22 protein-coding genes are annotated in these 24,176 nt (G+C 59.0%); 15 read left to right on the top strand and 7 right to left on the bottom strand.

Features of this window, described 5'->3' with window-relative positions:
• The first annotated feature begins 24 nt into the window (after positions 1-24).
• Positions 25-2,190 carry a Tex family protein gene (locus tag AC127K_RS01915; protein ID WP_483721369.1) on the top strand — a complete coding sequence of 722 codons (2,166 nt, stop codon included), beginning with the start codon at positions 25-27 and terminating at the stop codon, positions 2,188-2,190.
• A 410-nt stretch (positions 2,191-2,600) separates the two neighbouring features.
• Positions 2,601-2,822 (top strand): HPr family phosphocarrier protein, encoded by a 222-nt coding sequence (locus AC127K_RS01910; protein ID WP_294539101.1) that lies wholly within the window; start codon positions 2,601-2,603, stop codon positions 2,820-2,822.
• Positions 2,823-2,964: 142 nt separating this feature from the next.
• On the opposite strand, the gene AC127K_RS01905 is transcribed toward AC127K_RS01910, so the two are convergent.
• Positions 2,965-4,326 carry an MATE family efflux transporter gene (locus AC127K_RS01905; RefSeq protein ID WP_483721368.1) on the bottom strand — a complete coding sequence of 454 codons (1,362 nt, stop codon included), beginning with the start codon at positions 4,324-4,326 and terminating at the stop codon, positions 2,965-2,967.
• A 293-nt stretch (positions 4,327-4,619) separates the two neighbouring features.
• The gene (locus AC127K_RS01900; RefSeq protein ID WP_483721367.1) at positions 4,620-5,261 is read right to left on the bottom strand and encodes a helix-turn-helix domain-containing protein; all 642 of its coding nucleotides are present in this window, start codon (positions 5,259-5,261) and stop codon (positions 4,620-4,622) included.
• 198 nt (positions 5,262-5,459) lie between these two features.
• On the opposite strand from AC127K_RS01900, the gene AC127K_RS01895 reads away from it, so the two are divergent.
• Positions 5,460-6,665, top strand: coding sequence for a MalY/PatB family protein (locus AC127K_RS01895; protein WP_294539109.1), 1,206 nt, complete (start codon positions 5,460-5,462; stop codon positions 6,663-6,665).
• A gap of 22 nt (positions 6,666-6,687) precedes the next feature.
• On the opposite strand, the gene AC127K_RS01890 is transcribed toward AC127K_RS01895, so the two are convergent.
• The gene (locus AC127K_RS01890) at positions 6,688-7,161 is read right to left on the bottom strand and encodes a methylated-DNA--[protein]-cysteine S-methyltransferase (protein WP_483721366.1); all 474 of its coding nucleotides are present in this window, start codon (positions 7,159-7,161) and stop codon (positions 6,688-6,690) included.
• A 128-nt stretch (positions 7,162-7,289) separates the two neighbouring features.
• Between AC127K_RS01890 and AC127K_RS01885 the strand changes: the two genes are divergently transcribed.
• Positions 7,290-9,347: a penicillin-binding transpeptidase domain-containing protein gene (locus tag AC127K_RS01885; protein WP_483721365.1), complete on the top strand. Its 2,058-nt coding sequence runs from the start codon at positions 7,290-7,292 to the stop codon at positions 9,345-9,347.
• A 111-nt stretch (positions 9,348-9,458) separates the two neighbouring features.
• Positions 9,459-9,842: an SMU1112c/YaeR family gloxylase I-like metalloprotein gene (gloA2, locus tag AC127K_RS01880; RefSeq protein WP_483721364.1), complete on the top strand. Its 384-nt coding sequence runs from the start codon at positions 9,459-9,461 to the stop codon at positions 9,840-9,842.
• 62 nt (positions 9,843-9,904) lie between these two features.
• Here gloA2 and AC127K_RS01875 read toward each other — a convergent pair whose 3' ends face one another.
• Together AC127K_RS01875 and AC127K_RS01870 are read right to left on the bottom strand one after the other, a co-directional pair.
• A complete protein-coding gene (locus AC127K_RS01875; RefSeq protein ID WP_483721363.1) occupies positions 9,905-10,528 on the bottom strand; it encodes a class I SAM-dependent methyltransferase in 624 nt (207 codons plus the stop codon).
• A gap of 30 nt (positions 10,529-10,558) precedes the next feature.
• Positions 10,559-11,266: a FadR/GntR family transcriptional regulator gene (locus AC127K_RS01870; RefSeq protein ID WP_483721362.1), complete on the bottom strand. Its 708-nt coding sequence runs from the start codon at positions 11,264-11,266 to the stop codon at positions 10,559-10,561.
• A 224-nt stretch (positions 11,267-11,490) separates the two neighbouring features.
• Here AC127K_RS01870 and hypB point away from each other — a divergent pair, with 224 nt between their 5' ends.
• Genes hypB through AC127K_RS01850 form a run of 4 tightly spaced genes read left to right on the top strand, consistent with a single transcriptional unit; the run spans position 11,491 to position 16,435 of the window.
• Positions 11,491-12,171, top strand: a complete 681-nt coding sequence (hypB, locus tag AC127K_RS01865; RefSeq protein ID WP_294539128.1) for a hydrogenase nickel incorporation protein HypB — start codon at positions 11,491-11,493, stop codon at positions 12,169-12,171.
• Between the two features lie 26 nt (positions 12,172-12,197).
• Entirely contained in the window at positions 12,198-14,966 is a 2,769-nt protein-coding gene (locus AC127K_RS01860; RefSeq protein WP_483721361.1) for an FAD-dependent oxidoreductase, read from the top strand.
• 1 nt (position 14,967) lies between these two features.
• Positions 14,968-15,360: a hydrogenase maturation nickel metallochaperone HypA gene (locus AC127K_RS01855; protein WP_483721360.1), complete on the top strand. Its 393-nt coding sequence runs from the start codon at positions 14,968-14,970 to the stop codon at positions 15,358-15,360.
• Positions 15,361-15,391: 31 nt separating this feature from the next.
• Positions 15,392-16,435 (top strand): DUF5692 family protein, encoded by a 1,044-nt coding sequence (locus AC127K_RS01850; protein ID WP_483721359.1) that lies wholly within the window; start codon positions 15,392-15,394, stop codon positions 16,433-16,435.
• Between the two features lie 144 nt (positions 16,436-16,579).
• On the opposite strand, the gene AC127K_RS01845 is transcribed toward AC127K_RS01850, so the two are convergent.
• The gene (locus tag AC127K_RS01845) at positions 16,580-17,461 is read right to left on the bottom strand and encodes a LysR family transcriptional regulator (RefSeq protein WP_483721358.1); all 882 of its coding nucleotides are present in this window, start codon (positions 17,459-17,461) and stop codon (positions 16,580-16,582) included.
• Positions 17,462-17,636: 175 nt separating this feature from the next.
• Between AC127K_RS01845 and AC127K_RS01840 the strand changes: the two genes are divergently transcribed.
• From AC127K_RS01840 to AC127K_RS01820, 5 genes are all read left to right on the top strand, one after another.
• Positions 17,637-17,888 carry a hypothetical protein gene (locus AC127K_RS01840; protein WP_483721357.1) on the top strand — a complete coding sequence of 84 codons (252 nt, stop codon included), beginning with the start codon at positions 17,637-17,639 and terminating at the stop codon, positions 17,886-17,888.
• 7 nt (positions 17,889-17,895) lie between these two features.
• Positions 17,896-18,762: a DUF3737 family protein gene (locus tag AC127K_RS01835; RefSeq protein ID WP_483721356.1), complete on the top strand. Its 867-nt coding sequence runs from the start codon at positions 17,896-17,898 to the stop codon at positions 18,760-18,762.
• Positions 18,763-18,789: 27 nt separating this feature from the next.
• Positions 18,790-19,956 (top strand): iron-containing alcohol dehydrogenase, encoded by a 1,167-nt coding sequence (locus AC127K_RS01830; RefSeq protein WP_483721355.1) that lies wholly within the window; start codon positions 18,790-18,792, stop codon positions 19,954-19,956.
• A gap of 8 nt (positions 19,957-19,964) precedes the next feature.
• A complete protein-coding gene (locus tag AC127K_RS01825; RefSeq protein ID WP_483721354.1) occupies positions 19,965-20,492 on the top strand; it encodes a cyclophilin-like fold protein in 528 nt (175 codons plus the stop codon).
• Between the two features lie 218 nt (positions 20,493-20,710).
• Positions 20,711-21,598, top strand: coding sequence for a DUF368 domain-containing protein (locus AC127K_RS01820; protein WP_483721353.1), 888 nt, complete (start codon positions 20,711-20,713; stop codon positions 21,596-21,598).
• Between the two features lie 71 nt (positions 21,599-21,669).
• Here the strand turns inward: AC127K_RS01820 and AC127K_RS01815 are convergent, their stop codons facing one another.
• Positions 21,670-22,443 (bottom strand): helix-turn-helix transcriptional regulator, encoded by a 774-nt coding sequence (locus tag AC127K_RS01815; RefSeq protein WP_483721352.1) that lies wholly within the window; start codon positions 22,441-22,443, stop codon positions 21,670-21,672.
• 137 nt (positions 22,444-22,580) lie between these two features.
• On the opposite strand from AC127K_RS01815, the gene AC127K_RS01810 reads away from it, so the two are divergent.
• Complete coding sequence (locus AC127K_RS01810; RefSeq protein ID WP_483721351.1) at positions 22,581-24,032, top strand: GH39 family glycosyl hydrolase; 1,452 nt, start codon at positions 22,581-22,583, stop codon at positions 24,030-24,032.
• The last annotated feature ends 144 nt before the right edge of the window (positions 24,033-24,176 follow it).

Here is a 24,176-nt window from a genome sequence, read left to right as displayed (position 1 = left end):
CATTTCAGTGAAAAAGGAGAAACCATGAGCAACTACGCCGAACAAATCGCACAGGAACTGTCCCTGTCCGCCAAGAACGTCCAGGGGGCCATTGACCTGATCGATGCGGGCAATACCATCCCGTTCATTGCCCGTTACCGCAAGGAGGCCACCGGGTCCATGGATGACCAGGCTCTGCGCACCCTGGGGGACCGTCTGGAATATCTGCGCGGTCTGGACAAACGAAAGGGTGAGGTGGAATCCTTCATCAGTGAACAGGGGGCCATGACGCCGGAACTGTCCGCAGCCCTGTCTGCCGCCAAGACTCTGGCGGAGGTGGAGGACATCTACCGCCCCTTCAAGCCCAAACGCAAGACCCGGGCCAGCATCGCCCGGGCCCGGGGGCTGCAGCCTCTGGCGGATGCTCTGCTGGCGCAGCGCGCTGACTTTGACCCTGAACAGGAGGCCGCCGCCTACTGCACCGAAGAAGTGCCCGATGCGGCCGCCGCCCTGGCCGGTGCCCAGGACATCATTGCCGAGTTCATCTCGGATGATGCCCGCTGCCGTGCCGAGCTGCGCCGGTATTACCGTGCCTTTGGCCAGATCCGGAGCGTGCAGGCAAAGAAAGAGGACAGCGTTTACGCCCAGTATTATGATTACAGCGAACCCCTGTCCAAGATTCCCGGCCACCGTGTACTGGCCCTGGACCGGGGCGAGCGGGAAGGTTTTCTCAAGGTCAGCATCGCTGTGGATGCCGAGCGTGCCGCGGCCATTGTTGCCTGGATGTTTGCCCGCAAAAAGACCGGCGGTGCCAGTGCTCTGCTGGTGGAAGCCGCCGCAAAGGATGCCTATACCCGGCTGATTCACCCCAGCCTGGAAAATGAGCTGCGGGCCGACCTCACTGCCGCGGCGGCGGAAGGGGCCATTTCGGTCTTTGGCGATAACTTGCGCCAGCTGCTGCTGCAGCCGCCCATCCCGGGCAAGGTGGTCATGGGTCTGGACCCCGGCTACCGTATGGGCTGCAAGGTGGCGGTGGTGGACCCCACCGGCAAGGTGCTGGATACCGGTGTGGTCTATCCGGTGCCGGAATTCAAGAAGGTGGACCAGGCAAAGGCCAGGATCAAGTCCATGGTCCTGCAGCATCATGTGGAGCTCATGGCCATCGGCAACGGCACCGCCGGACACGAGACCGAGGAGTTTGCCGCCCAGGTTATCCGGGAACTGGCCGCGGAAAAAGGCCTGCATCTGCAGTACATGGTGGTCAGTGAGGCCGGCGCCAGCGTCTACTCCGCCTCCAAACTGGCGGCGGAAGAGTTTCCCCAGTTTGATGTGAACCTGCGCAGCGCCGTGTCCATCGCCCGCCGCCTGCAGGACCCCCTGGCCGAACTGGTCAAGATCGACCCCAAGGCCATCGGCGTGGGCCAGTACCAGCATGACATGCCCCAGAAGCGCCTGACCGAGACCCTGGACGGTGTGGTGGAAGACTGCGTCAACTCGGTGGGCGTGGACCTGAACACCGCCTCGGCGCCTCTGCTGCGCCGTGTGGCCGGCATCACCGCTGCCACCGCCAAGAATATCGTGGCCCGACGGGAGGAGGAAGGCGCTTTCACTTCCCGCGCCCAGCTGAAAAAGGTCAAGGGCCTGGGCCCCAAGGCCTTTGAGCAGTGTGCCGGTTTCCTGCGGCTTCCCGGTGCCAAGAATCCCCTGGACGGCACCGCCGTTCACCCCGAAAGCTACGCCGCCGCCAAGGGGCTGCTGGATGCCTGCGGCTACACCGCCGCCGATATCGGCACCGACACCATGCAGGAGCTGCCCCGCCGCATCAAAACCAAAGGCGCCGCCGCCCTGTGCGAAACCCTGGGTGTGGGCGAACCGACCCTTATGGACATCGCAGCGGAACTGTGCCGTCCCGGCCGGGATGTGCGCGACAGCCTGCCCAAGCCGCTTCTGCGCAGTGACATTATGGGGATGGAGGACCTCAAGCCCGGTATGGAACTCACCGGTACGGTACGGAACGTCATTGATTTTGGCGCTTTTGTGGATATCGGGGTGCATCAGGACGGCCTTGTGCACATTTCCCAAATCTCGGACCGCTTTGTCAAACATCCCCGGGACGTGCTCAAGGTCGGCCAGGTCGTCAAGGTGAAGATTCTTCAGGTGGATACGGCAAAAAAACGCATTGCACTGACAATGAAGGGCGTTGCACAGTAAAAAATGACGGGATCGGGGGAGAAGTACCGAAAAACCTTTTCGTTATGGAGTAATGTTGTGCGTATGATGTGAACACCCCCTATACAGAATGTGCAAAATATGGAAAAAAAGTCCAAAACCATAAAATGGAAAACTTTTATATAAAAATAAAGAAATGATGATATAAAAACTGGTGATAAAAAGGCGGAAGTGTTCACTGAAAATTGTAATAGCCCACAAAACAGAAAATGAAGAAATAGCCCTTTTGTGCATCCTGTAGAAAACAAGACCTCCGTTGTCTGCAACATGAATTCCAGGGCGATAATCATGCTATAATACCCACGCAAGGCAAAGGTACGGAGCGCGGCTCCCGATGCCTTGCCCGCGCCGGAATAGGCCGGCGCGTGGGGATATGTATGGAGGTCTTCAATATGGTAAGACAAGTCAAGGTTTCCAACTTCACCGAAGTACAGGGGATCGTGTCTGCCGCTGCCAAATGCTATAACGAGGTTGGCGTGCATGACATGAAGGGCAGCATCGCCGATGCGAAGAGCATCCTCGGCATGATGAGCCTGGACTACAGCCGCCCTGTCAAGATCGTCTGCGAAGACGAGCAGGAACTGGACCGCGTTGTCCGTGCGCTGAAGCAGTAATGAAGGAAACCGCCCCGCAACGGGGTTGAAAAAAGCAGGGCCCGCTCCCGGTCAGGGAGCGGGCCCCTTTTGTTTTTCACAGCAAAAAAATCAGGCGGCGGACCGATAGGCCCACCGCCTGATTCTGATTTGGCAGGGAGGATCAGATCACCTTGTGTTCCATCCATTTGCCGCGCACGAACCGTACCATAAAGAAGATGCCGCGGCAGATCCAGTCAATGAACATGCCCAGCCATACGCCCAGCAGACCCATGTGCAGCTGCAGCACGAAGAAGTAGCTCAGGATCACCCGGAACAGCCACATGCTGAAAATGCTCACCGACATGGTATATTTGGTGTCGCCGCCGGAGCGAAGGGCATTGGGCAGCGTAAAGCTGCATGCCCAGAAGAAGATGCTGAACACCGCAAACCAGCGCAGGACCTGCTCACACATGATGGTGGCTTCGGGACTCAGATTGTACAGACGGCACATCAGCGGAGCGCTGAGGAACAGGGCCATGTTGGTGGCTGCCAGTCCGATTACCGCGATTCCCAGCAGCAGCCAGGCGTAGTGCTTGGCCTGCTTTTTCTCGCCGGCCCCCAGGCATTGCCCCACCACCGGGATCATGGCAAGGCTCATGGTATTGCCGGGGATGTTGGTCAGGCTGCTGATGGAGTTTGCCACCGCATTGGCTGCAATGGCCGACGTGCCAAGGGTGGATGTCAGGCTGCTCACGCAGAGCTTGCCGATCTGGAACATGCCGTTTTCCAGTCCGGAAGGAATGCCGATCCCCAAAATGCGCAGGATCATGGTCCGGTCAGGGCGCATATCCTGCCATTTTTCAATGCGCAGGGGATTTTCAAACTGCTGCTGCTGCCAGAAAACCCAGCAGGCTGCGAAAATACGCCCCACCAGGGTGGCCAGGGCCGCACCCAGTACGCCAAGCCCGAATCCATAGATCAAAAGGGCATTGCCCGCAATGTTGATGATGTTCATGACCAGGCTGGCCAGCATGCTGATGCGGCTGTTACCCTGGGCACGGAACAAAGCCGCGCCAGCGTTGTACGCGCCGATAAACGGGTAGGAGATGGCGCTGATGATGAAATAGGTCTGGGCAAAGTTCATCACGTCGTCATCAATCTGCCCGAATACCAGCCGCAGAATGGGGCGGCAGAGCAGAAGGGTGACCAGCATGACCGAAATGGTGGAAACCGCCAGTACCGTGTACAGCTGGGCGGCGCTGCGGCGGGCATTGTCCTCGTCGTGCCGGCCGATGTACTGGCTGCCGATGACCGCGCCGCCGGTGGCCAGGGCGGACAGGATCTGGATGATCAGAATATTGATGCTGTCTACCAGACTTACGCTGGAAACCGCCGCTTCGCCCACGCCGGATACCATCAGGGTATCCGACATACCCATGGTCACACTCAGAAGCTGTTCCAGCAGCATGGGAAAAATCAGCCGCTGCAGGGCCTTACGGCTGAACATGGGCTGTCCCGCCCGAATCTGTGCCGTGTCTGTCATTTCTGGATGCACTTCCCCTTCACATGTTTCGGCAAAATGCCGTGTATCGGCTATTATACGCCCCTGCCCGGGGAAATGTCAATATCGATGCAAAACGCATAAATATTGCGCTTTTTGCTTTCGGAGACAGGGGCATAATACCCGGCAAACAACCGGCAAAAAGGGGAAGAGTCCGGGATACCTGGCGCAAGCGCATCTTTTTTGCACCGGAGGAAGAGCCACTACCAAAATGTGCCGGACGGCGGTATAATAAAAAAGGCGGCTGCCCGTGCGGGACAGCCGTTGGGGATGGCTTATGGTTTGGCGGGGCGGTTCAGATACCGGTAAACGGTGGGGACCGACACCGAAAGCTGTGATGCAATCTCGCTGACGGCGCCCTTGATGTTCATGACGCCGCTTTCGCTGAGGCGGTGCACCACTTCCACTTTTTCCGGCACCGACATCCGGGCCGGCGGAATACCGTATTCCCGGATCACGTCGGAGACACGCTGCTGCATCATGGAAGTCAGGGTGGGTACGGACAGTGCAGGGGCTGCCTCCCGGGGCTGTTCCAGCGCGAACCGTTCCAGCACAGCCTGCAAAGCGCCGTTCAGCTCTCTGGCGGGGGAGAGATCCCTGGTTATGCACAGTAGCCCTGCGGGGTGTGCGGCGTCGCCGATGGGGCATACCCGGCAGCAAAGATCCGCGTTGTGACCCTGCCCGGGGGGAAGCGTGACCCAGTCCTGCGGTGCGGAAAAACCAGCATCCGCCACTTCACGCAATGCCTGGGGGAGGGGACTGCCCGGAGTGTGGCCGGCCCGCGGATGACAAACGGCCACCAAGGATTGTTCCGGAACGGAAAGATCATACACGCAAATTTCGGTGCCGGAGCCGCACACTTCCCCCAAAAAAGGGACGAACTGTTTGACCAGTTCTAACATTTCGTTGTCGCTCACAGGAACACTCTCCCTTATATTTGACTCAGCCAAGCCGATTTGTAAGCAAAATTTGAAAAGAATATCACTTTATTAAAAAAGATAGCAAAATTTTCCAATTTTCGCAACAGGCAAGTTGCACAAAGCGGAACAGGAATTTTTTCTGCCGAAAAACAGGCCGTGCGAACCATGCGGAACGGGAAAAAAGGAGAATGCAGTATGGAGTACGATTTTACATCTCATCTGGAACGTCATGGCATGGATGCCATCGCGGTGGACGGTGTGGGGCATGGCACAGCGCCCGGTGCACCAAAAGACGGTTTTGATGTCATTCCCATGTGGGTGGCGGACATGAACTTCCCCACCTTGCCGGACATCCCCGCGGCCATTACCCGGCGGGCCCAGCATCCGGCTTTCGGATACTTCAGCCCCACGGACGCATACTATGACGCCATCTGCAGCTGGCAGAAACAGCGCAACGGGGTGCAGGGGCTGACCAGAGAGCATATCGGCTATGAGAACGGCGTGCTGGGCGGTGTGGTATCCGCGCTGTCGGTTATGGCGGCTCCCGGGGACGCGGTCCTGGTGCACAGCCCCACCTACATCGGCTTTACCCACAGCCTGGAAAGTGCCGGGTACCACATTGTGCACAGCCCGCTGCATCTGGATGAAAACGGCGTCTGGCGGATGGATTTTGCGGACATGGAACAGAAACTGCGCCAGAACCACATTCATGCAGCCATTCTGTGCAGCCCCCACAATCCCTGTGGCCGTGTCTGGTCCCGGGAAGAGCTGGAACAGGCCATGGAGATCTACCGCCGCTGTGACTGCTATGTGATCTCGGACGAGATCTGGTCGGACATTCTTCTGGACGGGCACAAGCATATCCCCACCCAGTCCGTCAGTGAGGATGCCCGACAGCGCACGGTGGCCCTGTATGCCCCCAGCAAGACCTTCAATCTGGCGGGGCTCATCGGCAGTTATCATATTATCTACAACAGCCGGCTGCGGGACCGGGTAAAGGCTGCGGGCGGCAGATCCCATTACAATTCCATGAATGTGCTTTCCATGCACGCACTCATCGCCGCGTACAGTGACGCCGGCAGCCGTTGGGTGGATGAACTCTGCGCAGTCCTCAGTGGCAATGTCCGCTATGCCTGCGACCATATCGCGGCGCGGTATCCGGGGGTCCGGGTGGCCCACCCTGAAGGCACCTACATGCTGTTCCTGGATTGCAGCGGCTGGTGTGCGGCCCACGGCTGTACCCTGGATGACCTGCTCCGTGCCGGATGGGACGTGGGGGTGGCATGGCAGGATGGCCGTCCCTTCCACGGTCCCTGCGCCATCCGCATGAATCTGGCGCTGCCCCTGGACCGTGTACAGGAAGCCTTCCGCCGTCTGGATACATACGTGTTCCGCGCATAAATACCAACAAAAAAGGCTGCCTTCACAGGCAGCCTTTTTCCAATGTCAGCAGGAATTTCTTGACGTCCAGCCCGCCGCCGTATCCCCCCAGTCCGCCGTCGGCGTTGATGACCCGGTGGCAGGGGACCAGGATGCTGACGGGGTTGTGGTGGTTGGCCATACCCACCGCCCGACAGGCCTTGGCATTGCCGGCCATGGCGGCTACCTGGGCATAACTGCGGGTCTCTCCGTAGGGAATCTGCTGCAGCGCCGCCCACACCCGCAGCTGAAACGGTGTGCCGTGCAGGGAAAGGGGCAGGTCAAACGCCTTCCGCTTCCCGGCAAAGTATTCATCCAGTTCCCGGGCGGTGCGCTGCAGCAAGGTATTCTCCGGACAGGCTGCCTCGGTGGCCTGCCGCACAAAATATACCCCGCATACCCCGGATTCATCGGCGCACAGCCGTAAAAGCCCCACTGGTGTGCTGTGATACAAAACGGCCTTGATGGATGGCTGCATATCCGAAATCCTCCCGTTCTTTTTGCCTTTTTCTCATCATACACGCTATGCCCCCAAAGGGCAAGGGCATACCGCTCCGGATGGCCGCATACCTCTGTGAAAAGAACAACACAGGGGAGGGCGGCGCCATGAATCAAAAGAAGACGGATAGGGCCGGTTCTGTCTGGCGGCCCATCACACCCGGTCTTGACCGGCATATCCGCCGCCGCATCCGGGTGTTTGCGGGCTGTCTGGCGGTGCTTTGCTTCGGCGGGCTGCTGGGGCGCCTGTTCTGGCTGCAGCTGGTGGACCCGGACGGGTACGCGGCCCGCGCCGCTGACCAACAGCTGCGGGATACGGTGGTCCCGGCGGCCCGGGGCGAGATCTATTCGGCCGATGGCACTTTGCTGGCGGCCAGTGAGACCTGCTGGACCATCCGGGCTGCACCCCGGGAACTGGCCGATGAGCTGGTGGAACCTGCGGCAAAAGCGCTCAGTGCCATTCTGGACATTGACGAAGCCGAGACCCTGGAAAAACTCAGCCAGCGCAGCTCCAATGACTGCCTCCTGCGCCGCAGGGTAGACCGGGCCACCGCCGACGCGGTCCGGCTCTGGTGTGAGGAAAACGACGCCCAGGGCATCCAGATCCGGCAGGATACCCGGCGGGTCTATCCCCAGGGGAATTTCATGGGCTGCCTTTTGGGATTCACGGATGTGGACAACGCCGGTCTGTGGGGGCTGGAACTGGAATACAACGAGGACCTGACCGGAGAAAACGGACGGGTCCTCACAGTCAAGAATGCCTGGGGGTATGATATGCCGGAAGAGTACAGCACTCTTCAGCCGGCGGTACCCGGCAACAGCCTGACCCTGACCATTGATGCCAACATCCAGCATATGCTGGAAGGGGCGCTCGCGGCGGCGGTGACCGAGCACCGGGTGGCAGCCCGGGGGGTGGGGATCGTCATGGACGTGCAGACCGGCGCCATTCTGGCCATGACCACCAAGCCGGATTATGATCCCAATGACCCGCGCACCATTGTGGATGAAGAGACCCGTGCGGCGGTCAATGCCCTGTCCGGCGAGGCGCGCAGTCAGGCGCTGCAGGTTGCCCAGCAGGCCCAGTGGCGCAACAAAGCCATCAGCGATCTGTATGAACCGGGCAGCGTGTTCAAGCTCATCACCTGCGCGGCGGCCCTGGATACCGGAGCGGTCACCCCGGAGTCCCAGTTTGTCTGTGCGGGCAAGATCAAGGTTTCGGGCACCACGTTCCGCTGCGCCAACGGGCATATCCACGGGCTGGAGACCCTGGCTCAGGGGCTGGCGGCTTCCTGCAACCCCTGCTTCATCCAGGTGGGGGCCCGGTTGGGAAAAGAGGCGTTCTGTGATTATTTTGCGGCTTTCGGTCTGCGGGAAGCCACCGGCATCGATCTGCCCGGGGAGATCAAGCGCAGCGAATACTATACTGCCGACCGGATGGGGCCGGTGGAGCTGGCCAGCTGTTCTTTCGGGCAGAGCAGCAAGGTCAGTTATCTGCAGATGATCACCGCCGTGGCAGCCATCGTCAACGGGGGCAACCTGATGCAGCCGTATATCGTGCAGTCGGTCACCGACGCGGACGGACAGACGGTCAGGACGGTGGAACCGACGGTGAAGCGTCGGGTCATTTCGGAGCAGACTTCCGCCGCCATGCGCACCCTGATGGAAGGCGTTGTCACAGACGGAACGGGAAAAAACGGTGCGGTGGCCGGCTATCGGGTGGGCGGCAAGACCGGCACCAGCCAGAAGTTGGACAGCGAGGATGCCTCTGCCCGTATTGCCAGCTTTGTGGCGGTGGCACCCATTGATGACCCTAAAATCGCGGTGCTGGTCTGCCTGGATGAACCCCACAGCTGGACCACCAGCGGCGGTGCGCTGTCCGGGCCGGTCTGCGCCGAGGTCCTGGAACAGGCCCTGCCGTATCTGGGCATCGAACCCAGCTATACCGAAGCCGAGCTGGAAAAATACTTCACCCAGGTGCCGGACGTTTCCGGCTGGAGGGTGGCAGCCGCACGGCAGAAGCTGGCGGAATACGGTCTGGAAGCGTCCGTCATCGGGGATGGAGAGCGGGTCACCAGCCTGTACCCGGCAGCGGGAACCTCAGTGCGGCGGCAGTCTGCCATCACGCTGGACACCACCGGCAGTTTTGATGCGGCTGCCGACGAGTAAAACGGCGGGATCGGTTGTATGGCACCAGGCCGGTATGGTACAATAAGCACAAACGGGAAGCGACAGCCCCGACCACAGAGATGAACAACAGGAAAGACAGAGGTGTCCGGCATGAAATTGAATGCCATCCATCATATTGCCATCATTGTTTCCGATATCCAGGCGGCCAAGACTTTCTATGTGGAAAAACTGGGCTTTCCGATCCTGCGGGAAAACTATCGGCCGGACCGGGAAGACTGGAAGCTGGATCTGCGGGTGAACGAGCAGACAGAGCTGGAAATCTTCGCGGAAAAGGACCCGCCCAGGCGGGTGAACCGGCCCGAAGCCTGCGGTCTGCGCCATCTGGCCTTTCATGTGGACAGCATGGAGGCAACCGTGCAGGAACTGGAAAACCTGGGAATCGCCTGTGAGCCCGTCCGTCTGGACGACTACACCGGCAAAAAGATGACCTTTTTCTTTGATCCGGATGGCCTGCCCATCGAAATTCACGAATAAAACGGAACCGTCCGGGACGTGCGCGGCATGTCCCGGACGGTTTTCTGTATAAACGGATGGGGTCACGACATCTTTCTGGTTCCCGAAAGGATGTATTTCTCCTGGTCGGAAATGGCTGTATCCACATCAAACCAGGGGCTGAAAAGCTCGGCCAGCTCTGCGGCAGGCAGCATCCCCATGGACACGCGGGCCGCACGTCCGGCGTGATGCCGGTTGAGCTGGGCGATGCTCATGCTGTGCGCCACGGCCAGGCGTCCTCCCGGGCGCAGCCAGCCGGACAGGTCCCGGAGCAATCCGGCCGGATCGGCAAAATGGGGAAAGGCGTTGTAGACAACGCAGCAGTCATAATCACCGTTGCCCTGCAAAGCCTGGATATCGCTGCACATCACCCGGATGGGCGGCTGTGCCTTTTTCGCCGCGATTTTGGTCATTTCGGGGGAAATGTCCACGGCCAGCACATGGGCCGCCTGCCGCTGGCAGTAAAAGGGGAACAGAACCCCGGTGCCGCAGGCTACATCCAGTACCCGCACACCGGGCTCAATGCCGGCTGCGTCCAGAATCAGGTTGATCTTGTCCCGGTCCACGACCAGGTCCCGGTCCCAGCCGGCAGCCAGCTCATCAAAAAAATGCACCACATCCTGCTTGTCAATGACCGCACAGTGCCGGTCCAGACATTGGAGATTCATGGGATTCTACCTCTTTTCCATATGATGGATTTACTCGGTATAAATTTGTTGATTGCCCGAAATGGCCTGCCCCAGATATTCGTCGATCCACCGGGCTGCGCCTTCCTTGTCCCGGGCACGGATGAGATCGTACAGTTTTTCGGTGTTGCGGCACAATGCCCCGATACCGTATAGCCGGCAGAACCGGGTCCAAAGGGTAATGACCGGAGGCTTGAAGGAATAGTAGATCAGGGGCAGGATGCTGTTGCCGCTTACCAGGGCCAGTTCATGCTGGTATGTCCAGGCAGCTTCGGCAGCCTGTGCCGGGGTGGTGCATTCCGCAATGGCGGCCAGCAGCTTGCCCAGTCTGTCCAGGGCCTCGTCGGAAGCCCGGTCAATGGCGTTGGCCACCGCCAGATGTTCCAGCGCCATGCGCACTTCCAGGATGGACTGGACCTCCTCCTTTCCCAGCACGCCGCCCTGATACTCCATGATGGCGATCAGGGTGCTCAGGTTTCCCCGGCGGCGGTAGTCCGCCACCACGGCGCCCTGCCGCGGCCGCACCTCCACAAAGCCCTGTTTGGCCAGTTCGGCCATGCCTCCGTTCACCACCGCACGGCTTACCTGCATTCGCTGGGCCAGCTCCCGCTCGGGGGGCAGCTGCGTCCCCACAGCCAGTTCTCCGGACAGAATCATCCGCTGCAATTGCTGGATGAACAGATCCTTCAGACTGGGCGCATTCAGCTTTTCAAATTCCATGGCGGACCTCCTCTCTGGGCTGTGGCTATACCACATACCATACATGAATTTTATCATACATTTCACCAAATAAAAAGCCTTGCTTTTTCTATATTCACGGAAATGGCCGGACTTTATTGACCATTTTCTCAATGAGCGTTAAACTATTCACAAAAGAAAGTGTGCCTCCGGCCAATGTGCCGGCGTGTGGCAGAACCACAAACAGAGGAGAAAGGACGATTCCCGTGGAAAAGGTAAAGATTCTGGAGATCAAGCAGAGCGTGTTTGCCTCCAACGACCGCGAAGCCGATGAGGTCCGCCGCCAGCTGAAGGAAAAAGGCGTGTTCCTGCTCAACCTCATGTCCTCGCCGGGGTCGGGCAAAACCACCACCCTGCGGCGTACCATCGAGGCGCTGAAGGATGAGATGCGCATCGGCGTCATGGAAGCGGACATTGACTCGGACGTGGACGCCAAAGCCATTGCCGAGACCGGTGCCAAGTCCATCCAGCTGCACACCGGCGGCATGTGCCACCTGGATGCCGATATGACCCGCCAGGGACTGGAAGGCCTGGGCCTGGAGGACGTGGACCTGGCCATTCTGGAAAACGTGGGCAACCTGGTCTGTCCGGCGGAGTTCGATACCGGCGCGGTCAAGAACGCCATGATCCTCTCGGTGCCGGAAGGCCATGACAAGCCCCTGAAGTATCCGCTGATGTTCACCGTCTGCGATGTGGTGCTGGTGAACAAGATCGATGTGATGCCCTACTTTGATTTCGATATGGAAAAATGCAAGGAATACATCCGCATGCGCAACCCTGAAGCCAAGGTCATTCCCATCTGTGCCCGCACCGGGGAGGGGATTGACCAGTGGGCCGACTGGCTGCGCACCCAGGTTGCGGCCTGGAAAAATCCGGACAAGCAGTAAGGACACTACACAGAAAGGAACCGACCATGAGCCAGACCCATTTTCCTCTGGACGAGAGCAAGCTGCCCTTCAAGATTCCCAAGGACGAAAAGCCCCGGGAAAAGATCCTCAAACTGGGCCAGAAGATCACCGACCGTATCCCGGCCAAACTGCGTCCCCTCACCGCCGAAGACCCGGAGTACTGGGGTCTGGCGGGGCTCATCACCGATGAGATGGCGGATGTGGCCCTGAAGATGAAGGTCCGCAAACCCATGACCCTGCCCGAACTGGTCAAGGTCACCGGCAAATCCGCCGAGGAGCTGGAACCCCTTCTGTACCAGATGAGCTATGTGGGCCTGCTGGAATACAACTGGGAGAACGAGCGCCATGAAAAGCAGTACGTGCTGCCCATGTTCGTACCCGGCAGCGCCGAGTTCTTCAATATGCAGAAGAGCCAGATCGAAAACAACCCCGAAGTCACCGCCTTCTTTGAACGGATGACCTTCCTGCCGCTGGAACACATCACCGCCATGGTGCCGCCGGGAGGCGCCGGCATCGGCATGCATGTCATCCCGGTGGAAAAGGCCATCGAGACCGAAAACCAGTCGGTGGACATCGAGCACATCTCCCACTGGCTGAAAAAGTACGACGGCAAATATGCGGCCAGTCCCTGTTCCTGCCGTATGTCCCGGGCCCGGATGGGGGAGGGATGCGGCGATGACCCGGAGGACTGGTGCATCGGTGTGGGTGACATGGCCGACTACCTGGTGGAGACCAAAAAGGGCCACTATGTGGACTACGACGAGGTCATGCGCATCCTGAAGCGGGCCGAGGACAACGGTTTTGTGCACCAGATCACCAACATCGACGGCGAAAACAAGATCTTTGCCATCTGCAACTGCAACGTGAACATCTGCAACGCCCTGCGCACCAGCCAGCTGTTCAACACCCCCAATATGAGTCGTTCCGCCTATGTGGCCCATGTTACCCCGGAGAACTGCGTGGCCTGCGGCCGCTGCGTGGAGTACTGCCCCGCCGGTGCGGTCAAGCTGGGCCAGAAGCTGTGCACCAGCCACGGGCCGGTGGAGTATCCCCGCCAGGAACTGCCCGACAATGTCAAGTGGGGCCCGGAAAAGTGGGATATCGACTACCGGGACAACAACCGCATCAACTGCTACGACACCGGCACCGCTCCCTGCAAGACGGCCTGCCCTGCCCACATTGCGGTGCAGGGGTATCTGAAGATGGCTGCCCAGGGCCGCTATACCGAAGCGCTGGCTCTCATCAAGCGGGAAAATCCCTTCCCGGCGGTGTGCGGCCGGGTGTGCAACCGCCGCTGTGAGGATGCCTGCACCCGCGGCGCCGTGGACCAGGCGGTGGCCATTGATGAGGTGAAGAAGTTCATTGCTCAGAAGGACCTGGAAGCGGCCACCCGCTACATCCCGCCCATCAACCCGCCTTCCAACCGGGGCGGCTTCAGTGAGAAGGTCGCCATCATCGGCGCCGGTCCGGCGGGGCTGTCCTGCGCCTATTATCTGGCTGAAAAGGGCTACCATCCCACCGTGTTTGAAAAGAATCAGAAGCCCGGCGGCATGCTGACCTACGGCATCCCCTCCTACAAACTGGAAAAGGACGTGGTGGAAGCCGAGATCGACATCATCCGTCAGATGGGCGTGGAGATCCGCTGCGGCGTGGAAGTGGGCAAGGATGTGACCCTGGACGAGCTGCGTGCCCAGGGGTACAAGGCCTTCTATCTGGCCATCGGCTGCCAGGGCGGCCGCAAGGCCGGTGTCCCCGGTGAGGACGCCCCCAACGTGGTCACCGCTGTGGAGTTCCTCCACCGCGTGAACGAAGGGGAAAAGATCAATCTCAGCGGCCGCATTGTGGTGGTCGGCGGCGGCAACGTAGCCATCGACGTGGTGCGTTCCGGTCTGCGCTGCGGTGCTTCCTCGGCGGATATGTTCTGCCTGGAAGCCCGGGACCAGATGCCTGCCACACCCGGCGAGGTCGCCGAGGCGGAGGAAGAGGGTGCCAAGGTCCACTGCGGCTGGGGCCCCAAGGAGATTTTGACCGAGAACGGCAAGGCCACGGCCGTGGTGTTCAAACGCTGCCTGTCGGTGCTGGATGCCGAAGGCCGCTTCAACCCCACTTATGATGACAACGACACCGTCACGGTGGAATGTGAGCATGTGTTCCTGAGCATCGGCCAGAGCATCCAGTGGGGCAATCTGCTGGAAGGCAGCAAGGTGGAACTGGGCCGGGGCGGCCGTGCTGTGGCTGATCCCCTGACCTACCAGACCGCCCAGCCCGACGTGTTTGTGGGCGGCGACGTGTACACCGGTCCCAAGTTTGCCATCGACGCCATCGCCGCTGGCAAGGAAGGGGCTGTCTCCATCCATCGCTTTGTCCAGCCCAACACCAGCATGACCATCGGCCGCAACCGCCGCCAGTTCATCGAGCTGGACAAGACCGACCTGGCCCTGGAAAGCTACGATACCACCGCCCGTCAGGTGGCCGGCATGGCCCAGGATATCGACTATCACCGCTCCTTCCGGGACGGCCACCAGACCTTCACCGAGGAACAGGTCAAGAAGGAGACCTCCCGCTGCCTGGGCTGCGGCGCTTCGGTGGTGGACCCCAACAAGTGCATCGGCTGCGGCGTCTGCACCACCAAGTGCGAATTCGACGCCATCCACCTTTCTCGTGAACGCCCCGAGTGCAGCACCATGGTACGCAGCGAGGATAAATTCAAGGCCATCCTGCCTTATATGCTCAAGCGGGAATTCAGAATCCGGTTCGGCAAGAAGGAAGACTGAGATGCACGAACTGGGAATTGTCTTTCATATCATCCGCAGCGTGGAAGAAGTGGGCCGCCAGAACGGCGTCAAGCGGGTCAACGCGGTGACGCTGGAACTGGGGGAGGTCTCCGGCGTGCTGGAAGACTACCTTCAGGACTGCTGGAACTGGGCGGCGGCCAGATCCGATATGCTGCGCGGCGCCCGACTGCAGGTGGAGACCATCCCCGCCAAGACCCTTTGCGAGGAATGCGGCCTTGTGTACCCCACCGTGGCCCACGGCAGGACCTGCCCCGGATGCGGCAGCGGACATACCCACCTGATCCAGGGCAACGAAACCATGATCCGGGATATTACGGTGCCCGAGGGGGAAGAAGCGGAGCCGAAAGAATCTTCCTCCCCGGATATGCCGTAACATAGAACGTTTTTGAACGGAGGAATTTTGTATGTTGTTTCAGATTTACGGCGAAAACGCCGGCTGGCAATTGTTCGGATGGTTGCTGGTCTTTGTGGGGCTCATTCTCGTCAATGAGCTGGCCCGCTGCACCAAGCAGGGCGGCATCTTCTGCTTCTTGATTCTGCCTGCAGGCCTGACGGTCTACTTCATTGCGGTGGCCGTGGGTGCCTCCATGGGGGCAGAGTGGGCGCTGAACAATCCCACCTACCTGTACATGAACAGCTGGTTCCATTATGCCAAGCTCTATGCCGCTACCATCGGCTGCATCGGCTTCATGATGCTCAAGTATAAGTGGGGCATCGGCAAGACCCACTGGTTCAAGGCCTTCCCCTTTGTCATTGTGGGCATCAACATCCTCATCGCGGTGGCCAGCGACTTCGAGTCCGGCATCCGCGGCGCCATGGCCCTGGCCGAAACCGGCAGCCGCTGGTGGCTGTCCAGCGAGGAAGTCTGGGTCTACGGCGGCTGGTGGAACTGGGTCAACGGCATCGCCGGTATCCTGAATATCCTGTGCATGACCGGCTGGTGGGGCATCTATTCCTCCAAGAAACAGCAGGACATGCTCTGGCCGGATATGACCATCTTCTACATCGTGGCCTACGACCTGTGGAACTTTGAGTACACCTACAACAACCTGCCCACCCATGCCTGGTACTGCGGCCTGGCCCTGCTGCTGGCGCCCACCTTTGCCAATGCCTTCTGGAACAAGGGCGGCTGGATCCAGAACCGCGCCAACACCCTGGCCCTGTGGTGCATGTTTGCCCAGGTCTTCCCGCTGTTCCAGGATCAGGGCGTCTTTGCCACCATTCCCGTGCTGTATGTGGACGGCGTGATGGATCCGGCCACCCATCCCACGGCGGCCGACCCCACCATGCAGGGCGTCATTGCACTGCTGGCCCTGGCTGCCAATGTCATCGTGCTGGCCATCATTATCAAGCGCTCCATCGAGCAGAAGAAGAACCCCTACACCAACGAGATCTTCACCGATACCAGGGACTTCCAGCTGGCTATGGCACGCGCCGAAGAACAGTAACCTGCCGTACCCAGGCTGCCTTGGCAGACCAAACGGGGCGGACGGACCGGTACAACCAAAAAAGAGAGATTGCCTTTCCCGGAAATGGGGGAGGCAATCTCTCTTCTTTTTTGTCTTTCCTGTCCCTGCCGCGGATAAAGTTTGTCAGGCTTTTTCCATATCCCGCAGCACATTGAGAAACCGCTCAGCGGCAGGGGAGAAGATCTGGTATTTCTTCCATACAATGTACATGTCTGCCTGCCGCCTGGGTTCCAGCGGGCGAAAACACAGCGGGCTGTCGCCGGTCACATTGATGATGCCGTCCAGACATATGGCGTATCCCATACCATCCTCCACCATCAGGGACCCGTTGTAAACCAGGTTGTAGGTGCCGGTCACCTGCAGCTGACCGGCCGGTTCTCCGAACCATTCCTGCAGCCGGCTGGTCTTGTACATCTGCCGGGATACGATCAGCGGCTGTCCTTTCAAATCGGACAAACGCAGCGCTGCTTTCTGTGCCAGAGGGCTGTCCCGGCGCATCAGCACACCCCAGGTGTCCTGGTAGGCCAGATGAATCACGTTGTACCGGGACAGATCCACCGGCGCAAACAAAAGTCCGAAGTCAATGAGCCCTTTGTCCAGATCCTCCCGCACGTCGGTGGCATCGCCGCTGGAAATATGGATGCGGATGTCCGGATAGGATTCCTGTAGCTGTCGGGCCGCCCGGGTCAGGTAATGGACCCCCACCGTCTCACCGGCGCCAATGTACACCTCCCCGGAAATGGCCTCCTCCGTCTGGGCAAACTCCTGCTCGGTCTTCTGCACCAGATCCAGGATCTCCTCGGCACGTTTGCGCAGCAGCATTCCCTCCGGGGTCAGGGTCACACTATGGCTGCCGCGCACAAACAGCTGCTGGCCAAGCTCCTCTTCCAGATCGTGGATCTGGCGGGACAGGGTTGGCTGGGTGACATGCAGGGCGTTGGCCGCATTGGTGATGTTGCCTTCCCGGGCAATGGTCAAAAAGTACCGCAGTACCCGTAATTCCATAAAAGATCCTCCTGTACTTCCTTTATTGTCCCTATACTACCAGAAATATGATATGCCTGCAAGGCATTTCTGAATATAAAATATAAGTATTTGCTATTTTGCGGCAGAAGGACTACACTGAGAGCATACCAAGGCAGACGGGAAAAAGTCTGCCGAGGAACGGGAGGACGGCCGGATGGAAACACAGGAACTTACCCCGGAAACGGTTCGCCAGAACCTGAAGGACGCTGGTTTTACGCCGCAGGCCGCTGCAGGCTTTCTGGCCTGCTGGCAGGCAGGTGACCACCGGGAACAGATGCGCCTGCTGGCCAAACAGCGCCGCTGTTTGCTGCAGCGCATCCATAAGCAGGAAAAACAGATCAGCTGTCTGGACTATCTGGCCTACTGCCTGGACAGTCCGGCATCCGACAACGACAACGGGAGATGACTCATCCATGAAACGGATTGCAAACCAGACTTTTGATGAAGAGCGGGCCTTGTACGGGCAGAAAGGCATCTTTGTCACCGACTGCCGCTTTGACGGGCCGGCAGACGGGGAGAGCGCCTTCAAGGAAGGCACCGACATCACGGCGGAACACTGCTATTTCAATCTGCGGTATCCCTTCTGGCATGATACCAACCTGGTGATTCACGACGGCGAGATGACCGAACTCTGCCGCGCCGCACTGTGGTATTCCCGCAACGTTACCATCACCGATACCAGCCTTCACGGCATCAAGGCCCTGCGGGAGTGCGATAATGTGACCGTGCGCCGCTGTGACATCGACTCTCCGGAATTTGGCTGGTCGGTGCGGGGCATCACCATGGAAGACTGCACCGCCCGGAGTGAATATTTCATGATGCGGTCGGACCACCTGCAGTTCACCAACGTGACCCTGAAAGGCAAATACTCCTTCCAGTACATCCAGGATGCTACCTTTGACCATTGCAGCTTCGACACCAAGGATGCTTTCTGGCATGCCAGACACGTGGTGGTGCGCAACAGCGTGGTAAAGGGGGAGTATCTGGCCTGGTACTGCGAGAACGTCACCTTTGAGAATTGCAGGATCATCGGTACCCAGCCCCTGTGCTACTGCAAGGGACTGCAGCTCATCAACTGCGAGATGGTGGACACCGACCTGGCTTTTGAAAAGAGTGAAGTCCGCGCCACCATCACCACGCCGGTTCTCAGCATCAAGAACCCCCGTTCCGGCCGGATCGAACTGCCGGAAGTGGGGCAGGTCATCCGGGACGACCCGGACTCCCACGGCGAGATCATCTGCAAGCGCATCGGCAGCTGCAAGACCGGCGGATGCGCATGAACCTCTGTTTCAGAAAGGAGAATCCCCATGCTTGGCAACTTTACCTACTGCAATCCCACCCGTGTTCATTTCGGCGAACAATCCCTGGACCAGCTGGGCGCAGAGCTGGCGCAATACGGCAGCAAGGTCCTTTTGACCTACGGCGGCGGTTCGGTAAAAAAATCCGGTCTGTATGCCCGGATCCTTTCCATTTTGCAGGACTGCGGCAAGCAGGTCTTTGAGGTACCCGGCGTCATGCCCAACCCCACGGTGGAAAAGCTGTATGAGGGCTGCCAGGTGGCCAAAGACCATCAGGTGGACCTGATTCTGGCCGTGGGCGGCGGTTCCGTGTGTGACTACGCCAAGGCGGTCTCGGTTTCCGCCTGGTGCACCGAGGACCCCTGGGACAAATACTACCTGCGCATGGAAGAGGTGGACAATCCCATCATCCCGGTGGGCTGCGTGCTGACCATGGTGGGTACCGGCTCGGAGATGAACGGCGGCTCGGTCATCACCAACCATGAACAGAAGCGCAAGATCGGCCATGTGTTCGGCAGCAATGTCATGCCCCGCTTCACCATCCTGAATCCCACCTATACCTACACCGTGCCCATGCGCCAGATGGTGGCGGGCATTTATGATGCCTTCAACCATATCTGCGAGCAGTATTTTTCCGGTGAGGACGACAACACCACCGACTACATAGCAGAAGGTCTGATGCGCTCTCTGGTACACAGCTCCCGTATCGCGGTGCGGGACCCGCAGAACTATGAGGCCCGCAGCAACATCATGTGGGCGGCCACCTGGGCCCTGAACACCCTGCTGGCTATGGGCAAATCCACCGACTGGGAAGTGCATATGATCGGGCAGTCCATCGGTGCTTACACCGATGCCACCCACGGCATGACCCTGTCTGCTGTGTCTATGGCCTATTACCGGTTCATCCTGCCCTACGGAACGGCCAAGTTTGCCCGGTTTGCCGCCAATGTGTGGGGCATTGATCCCACCGGCAAGACCGAAAAGGAACTGGCCGAAGCCGGACTTTCCGCCATGGAAGGCTGGATGAAGGAACTGGGCGTGGTCATGAACATCCGGAAACTGGGCGTTACCGAGGAGATGATCGAGGGCATCGCCGACGGTACTTTCCTGCTCACCGGCGGCTACAAGACCCTGACCCGGGAGGATGTGATCACCATCCTGCGGGCCAGCCTGTGAGGGTTGTGGTGAAAACCGGCTTTCTGCGGGCGGCCACGGTCATTTTGATGGTGGCGCTGACCGGCTGTGCCCGCCAGCAGCCGGTGCAGACTCCGGTACAGCCGACCCCTGCCCCGGCCGCGGCAGCACCTGCCACCCCTGAGCAAGCAAGCGGGGAAGAGACGCCACAGAAAGAAAGCGAGGAAGCCATCATGCAGATTCAGATCGGAGAAACCACTTTTACCGCCGTCCCGGTGGAGACGGAAGCCGCCGAAGCCCTGATGGAATTGCTGGCGGACGGCCCCGTCACCATCCAGGCGGAAAATTACGGCGGTTTTGAAAAGGTGGGCAGTCTGCCCCAGGCTCTGCCGCAGGCGGACAGCCGCATCACCACCCGGCCGGGGGATGTGATGCTGTACCAGGGGGACTCCATCGTCTTTTTCTATGGCGCCAACACCTGGGCCTACACCCGTCTGGCCACCATTCAGGATGCCTCCGCCGAGGAACTGCGGCAGGCTTTCGGCGGCAGTGAAACATCCATCACCCTTTCCCGGTAAAAACTTTCCGGCGGCAGCTGCTTTTGGTGTAGCTGCCGCTTTTTGCTGTTCAATATCCCATATATGCGCAAAATCTGACCGTCAGACAGGGAAAAACTTTCCGCGCCCCCTTGCTCCCAAAGGCGGTATGCGGTATTATTAGCCATTGTGAGCCTGCGCCCGCCAACAGCGGCGCGGCCTTTCGGTGTGAAAAACTCCTGACAGAAAAGACACATAGAATGAACGCTGTACTGAACATCCTGCGCGGTATCGTCATCGGTATCGCCAACGTCATTCCCGGCGTCTCCGGCGGCACCATGGCGGTGTCCATGGGTATTTACGACAAGCTGATCAGCGCGGTCACCGGCCTGTTCAAGCACTTCAAAAAAAGCATGCGCCTGCTGATCCCTCTGGGGGTGGGCATGGTCATCGGCATTGTGGGCTTCGGCTTCCTGCTGGAATATCTGCTCAACAATTTTGTGCTGGCAACCTGCCTGACCTTTGTGGGCCTGATCCTGGGCGGCCTGCCCATCCTGTGGATGAACCTGCGCAAGAACATCGAGAAAAAGCCCTCCCGCCGTATCGGCGCCGGAGAGGTCATCAGCTTCCTGGTGCTGCTGGCCATCGGCGTGGGCCTGCCGCTGGTACAGGGGGCCGAGGGTGCCATCAAGACCCTGACCATTGATCCGGTCACCATCGTGATCCTGTTCCTGCTGGGTCTGATCGCCAGTGCCACTATGGTCATCCCCGGTGTGTCCGGCAGCATGGTGCTCATGGTCCTGGGCTATTACAGCACCATCCTCTCGCTGGTCACCGGCACGGTGACCATGCTCAAGGACGGCGACTTCGGCGGTGTGGTGCACAACTGCCTGCTGTTGGTTCCCTTTGCCGTCGGTGTGGTGCTGGGCATCTTCCTCATTGCCAAGATCATTGAGTATCTGTTCAACCGTTTCCCTAGCCAGACGTTTGCCGCCATCATTGGCCTGATCCTGTCCTCTCCCTTTGCCATCCTGTACTCGGCCAATGCCTTCGGCGCTTTCTCGGTGGTCGAACTCATTGTGGGCCTGGTGCTGGCCGCCCTGGGCGCCTGGGTCACCTGGCTCATGGGCAGCAAGGAAGATGTCTGAGCCGATACCGTAATCCCATACTGACAAAGCCCGCTTTTCCCTGGGAGGGAAGGCGGGCTTTTTGTATGGATTCAGTTACCGGTATGCAGGCGCCGGTATTCGTTGGGGGTCATGCCGAATTCCTGGCGGAAGATGCGGTTGAAATTGCGGATGGTCTCAAATCCGCACAGGGAGGCGATTTCGGTGATTTTCTTGTCGGTGGCGGCCAGATACCCTTTGGCATACTGGATGCGATATCCGTTGACATAGGCAGAAAACCCGACCCCGAAATGCCGGTTGAAGAAACCGGAAAGATAACAGTGGTTGTATCCCAGCGCTTCCGCCATGCCTGTCAGGGTGACCTTTTCCTGGTAATGCTCCTCGATGTAGGCGGCGATGGCGTTGGTCAGGGCGTAGTCGGATTCATTGGCTTTCTCCCGGTCGCATGTCTCATAAAAGCGGCTGCACACGTCGTACAGTACAGACCGGATCCGGTATTTGCTGGTGCGCGGATCACACAGGATCTGTACAAAGGCATCACTCTCAAACCGGCAGACCGGGGGCAGGAACCGCGTGCCCCGCATATCGTTGCAGAAATCTTCCACCCAGTCGTTGGAAAAGATGAACAGAATGCTTTCGTTGAACGTCTCGGTAGCAAAGGAATGGATCTGCCCCGGCAGGGTCAGCACCGCCTCGCCGGCTGTGGCACTGAACTTGTGTCCATCCACCTCACACAGCAGTTCGCCTGCAAATACATAGTTCAGTTCAAAGCTGCGATGCATATGTTTGCGGAAAACAAAGTCCGTGTTGGTGCTGTGATACAGATATTCCCGCTTGTCCGAACGGTTCGCCTCAAAATCGATCATATGCCACCACCTGAACTTTTGTCTATAAGTATAAAACATATTGCTTGTGTTGGCAAGGCTGCGGGGAGTACACTGTGCCTGTAAGGCGGCGGGCAAAGCCCGACCGGAAAACGTTATCTGCCAAGCGAGGAACCACCATGAAAAACGACAAATACTTCAAAAAATGTATCGCGTTCGGTCGGGCCACCGAGGGGCTGCGCGCCGACTTTCAGGAACAGATGCGGGAACTGCAGCAGGACATCGGCTTTGAATATGTCCGCTTCCACGGCATTTTCCATGATGATATGGCCGTATACGATGAGGACGAAAACGGCAATCCCGTCTACTGGTTCGGATATGTGGACAAACTCATTGACTTTTTGCTGTCGGTGCATATCCGGCCTTTCCTGGAGCTGGCTTTTATGCCCATCCAGCTGGCCACAGTGCCCAACACCACCTTCTGGTGGAAGGCCAACGGCTGCCCTCCCACCGATTATCAGAAGTGGCATGACCTGGTCCGGGCCACCATCCTGCATCTGACGGAACGGTATGGGGAGGAAGAACTCAAGACCTGGTATTTTGAAATCTGGAACGAGCCCAATCTGGATTCCTTCTTCCGGGGCACCCAGCAGGAATATTTCCAGCTGTATACCGTCACGGCCGAAGCGGTCAAGTCGGTCTGTCCGGAATATAAGGTGGGCGGCCCTTCCACCAGCGGTGCCGACTTTCGGGACGGCCTGGGATATCTGAAAGAATTCATCCGCTATGCCAATGAAAATCATCTGCCGGTGGATTTCTTCTGTGCCCATCCGTACCCCACATGCTGGGCGCTGGACGGCGACGGCTCCGAGCGGATGGGATACATCGGCAAGGATATCTGCCTGCAGTTCCTGGACAACATCCGCTCCATCGTAGACGGTTCTCCCTACCCGGATGCGGAGATCATGCTCACCGAATGGAATTCGTCCCCCAGTCCCCGGGATCTGGTGCACGACACCCCCTTCATGGCCTCGTTCCTTCTGTACAACTATACCCAGAACTATGGCAAGGTGGACAGCCTGGGATACTGGACCTTTACCGACATTTTTGAGGAGAACGGCCCCGGCCGCAGTCCGTTCCACGGCGGGTTCGGCCTCATCAATGTGGATAACGTGAAAAAGCCTTCCTACTGGGCTTTCTGGATGCTCAACCAACTGGGCGAAGAAATTCTGGAAGTGGGCGAGGACCATGTTGTCGCCCGCAGCGGAGACAACTATCAGGTCATTGTCTGGAACTACTGCTATTATACCGACGAATTTGCTGATGGTGACCGCAGCAAACTCACCGAGACCCGGCGGGAGGAAATTTTCCAGAACAAGGAACTGACGGTGGATCTGTCGCTGGAACTGCAGGGAACCTATGACCAGACGGTGTACACCCTGGACGAAGATACCTCCGCCTATCACAACTGGCTCAAGCTGGGGGCGCCCCAGTATCCCACCGCGGACCAGGTGGAGATCATGCAGGAAACCTCCCGCCCCAAGACGGAGCACAGCACCGTGCAGAGCTTCCATATCCGCCCCACCCTCCGGCCCCATGAGGTCAAGTGCTATATTCTGAACAAACGCTGACGCACTCCTATCGGCAGGCAGCTTCCGCAGGCCCTTTCCGGCCCCGGCAGCTGCCTGCTTTTTTGTGTTTTTTCACATGGCCGGACAGCTTCGTCACCCTCTCTCAAAAAGGGACAACAGACTGGTCTTTTGTGCAATTTCCCA

The organism is Subdoligranulum sp. DSM 23681 (assembly GCF_057005535.1).
This window is presented reverse-complemented; position numbering and strand designations above follow the sequence as displayed.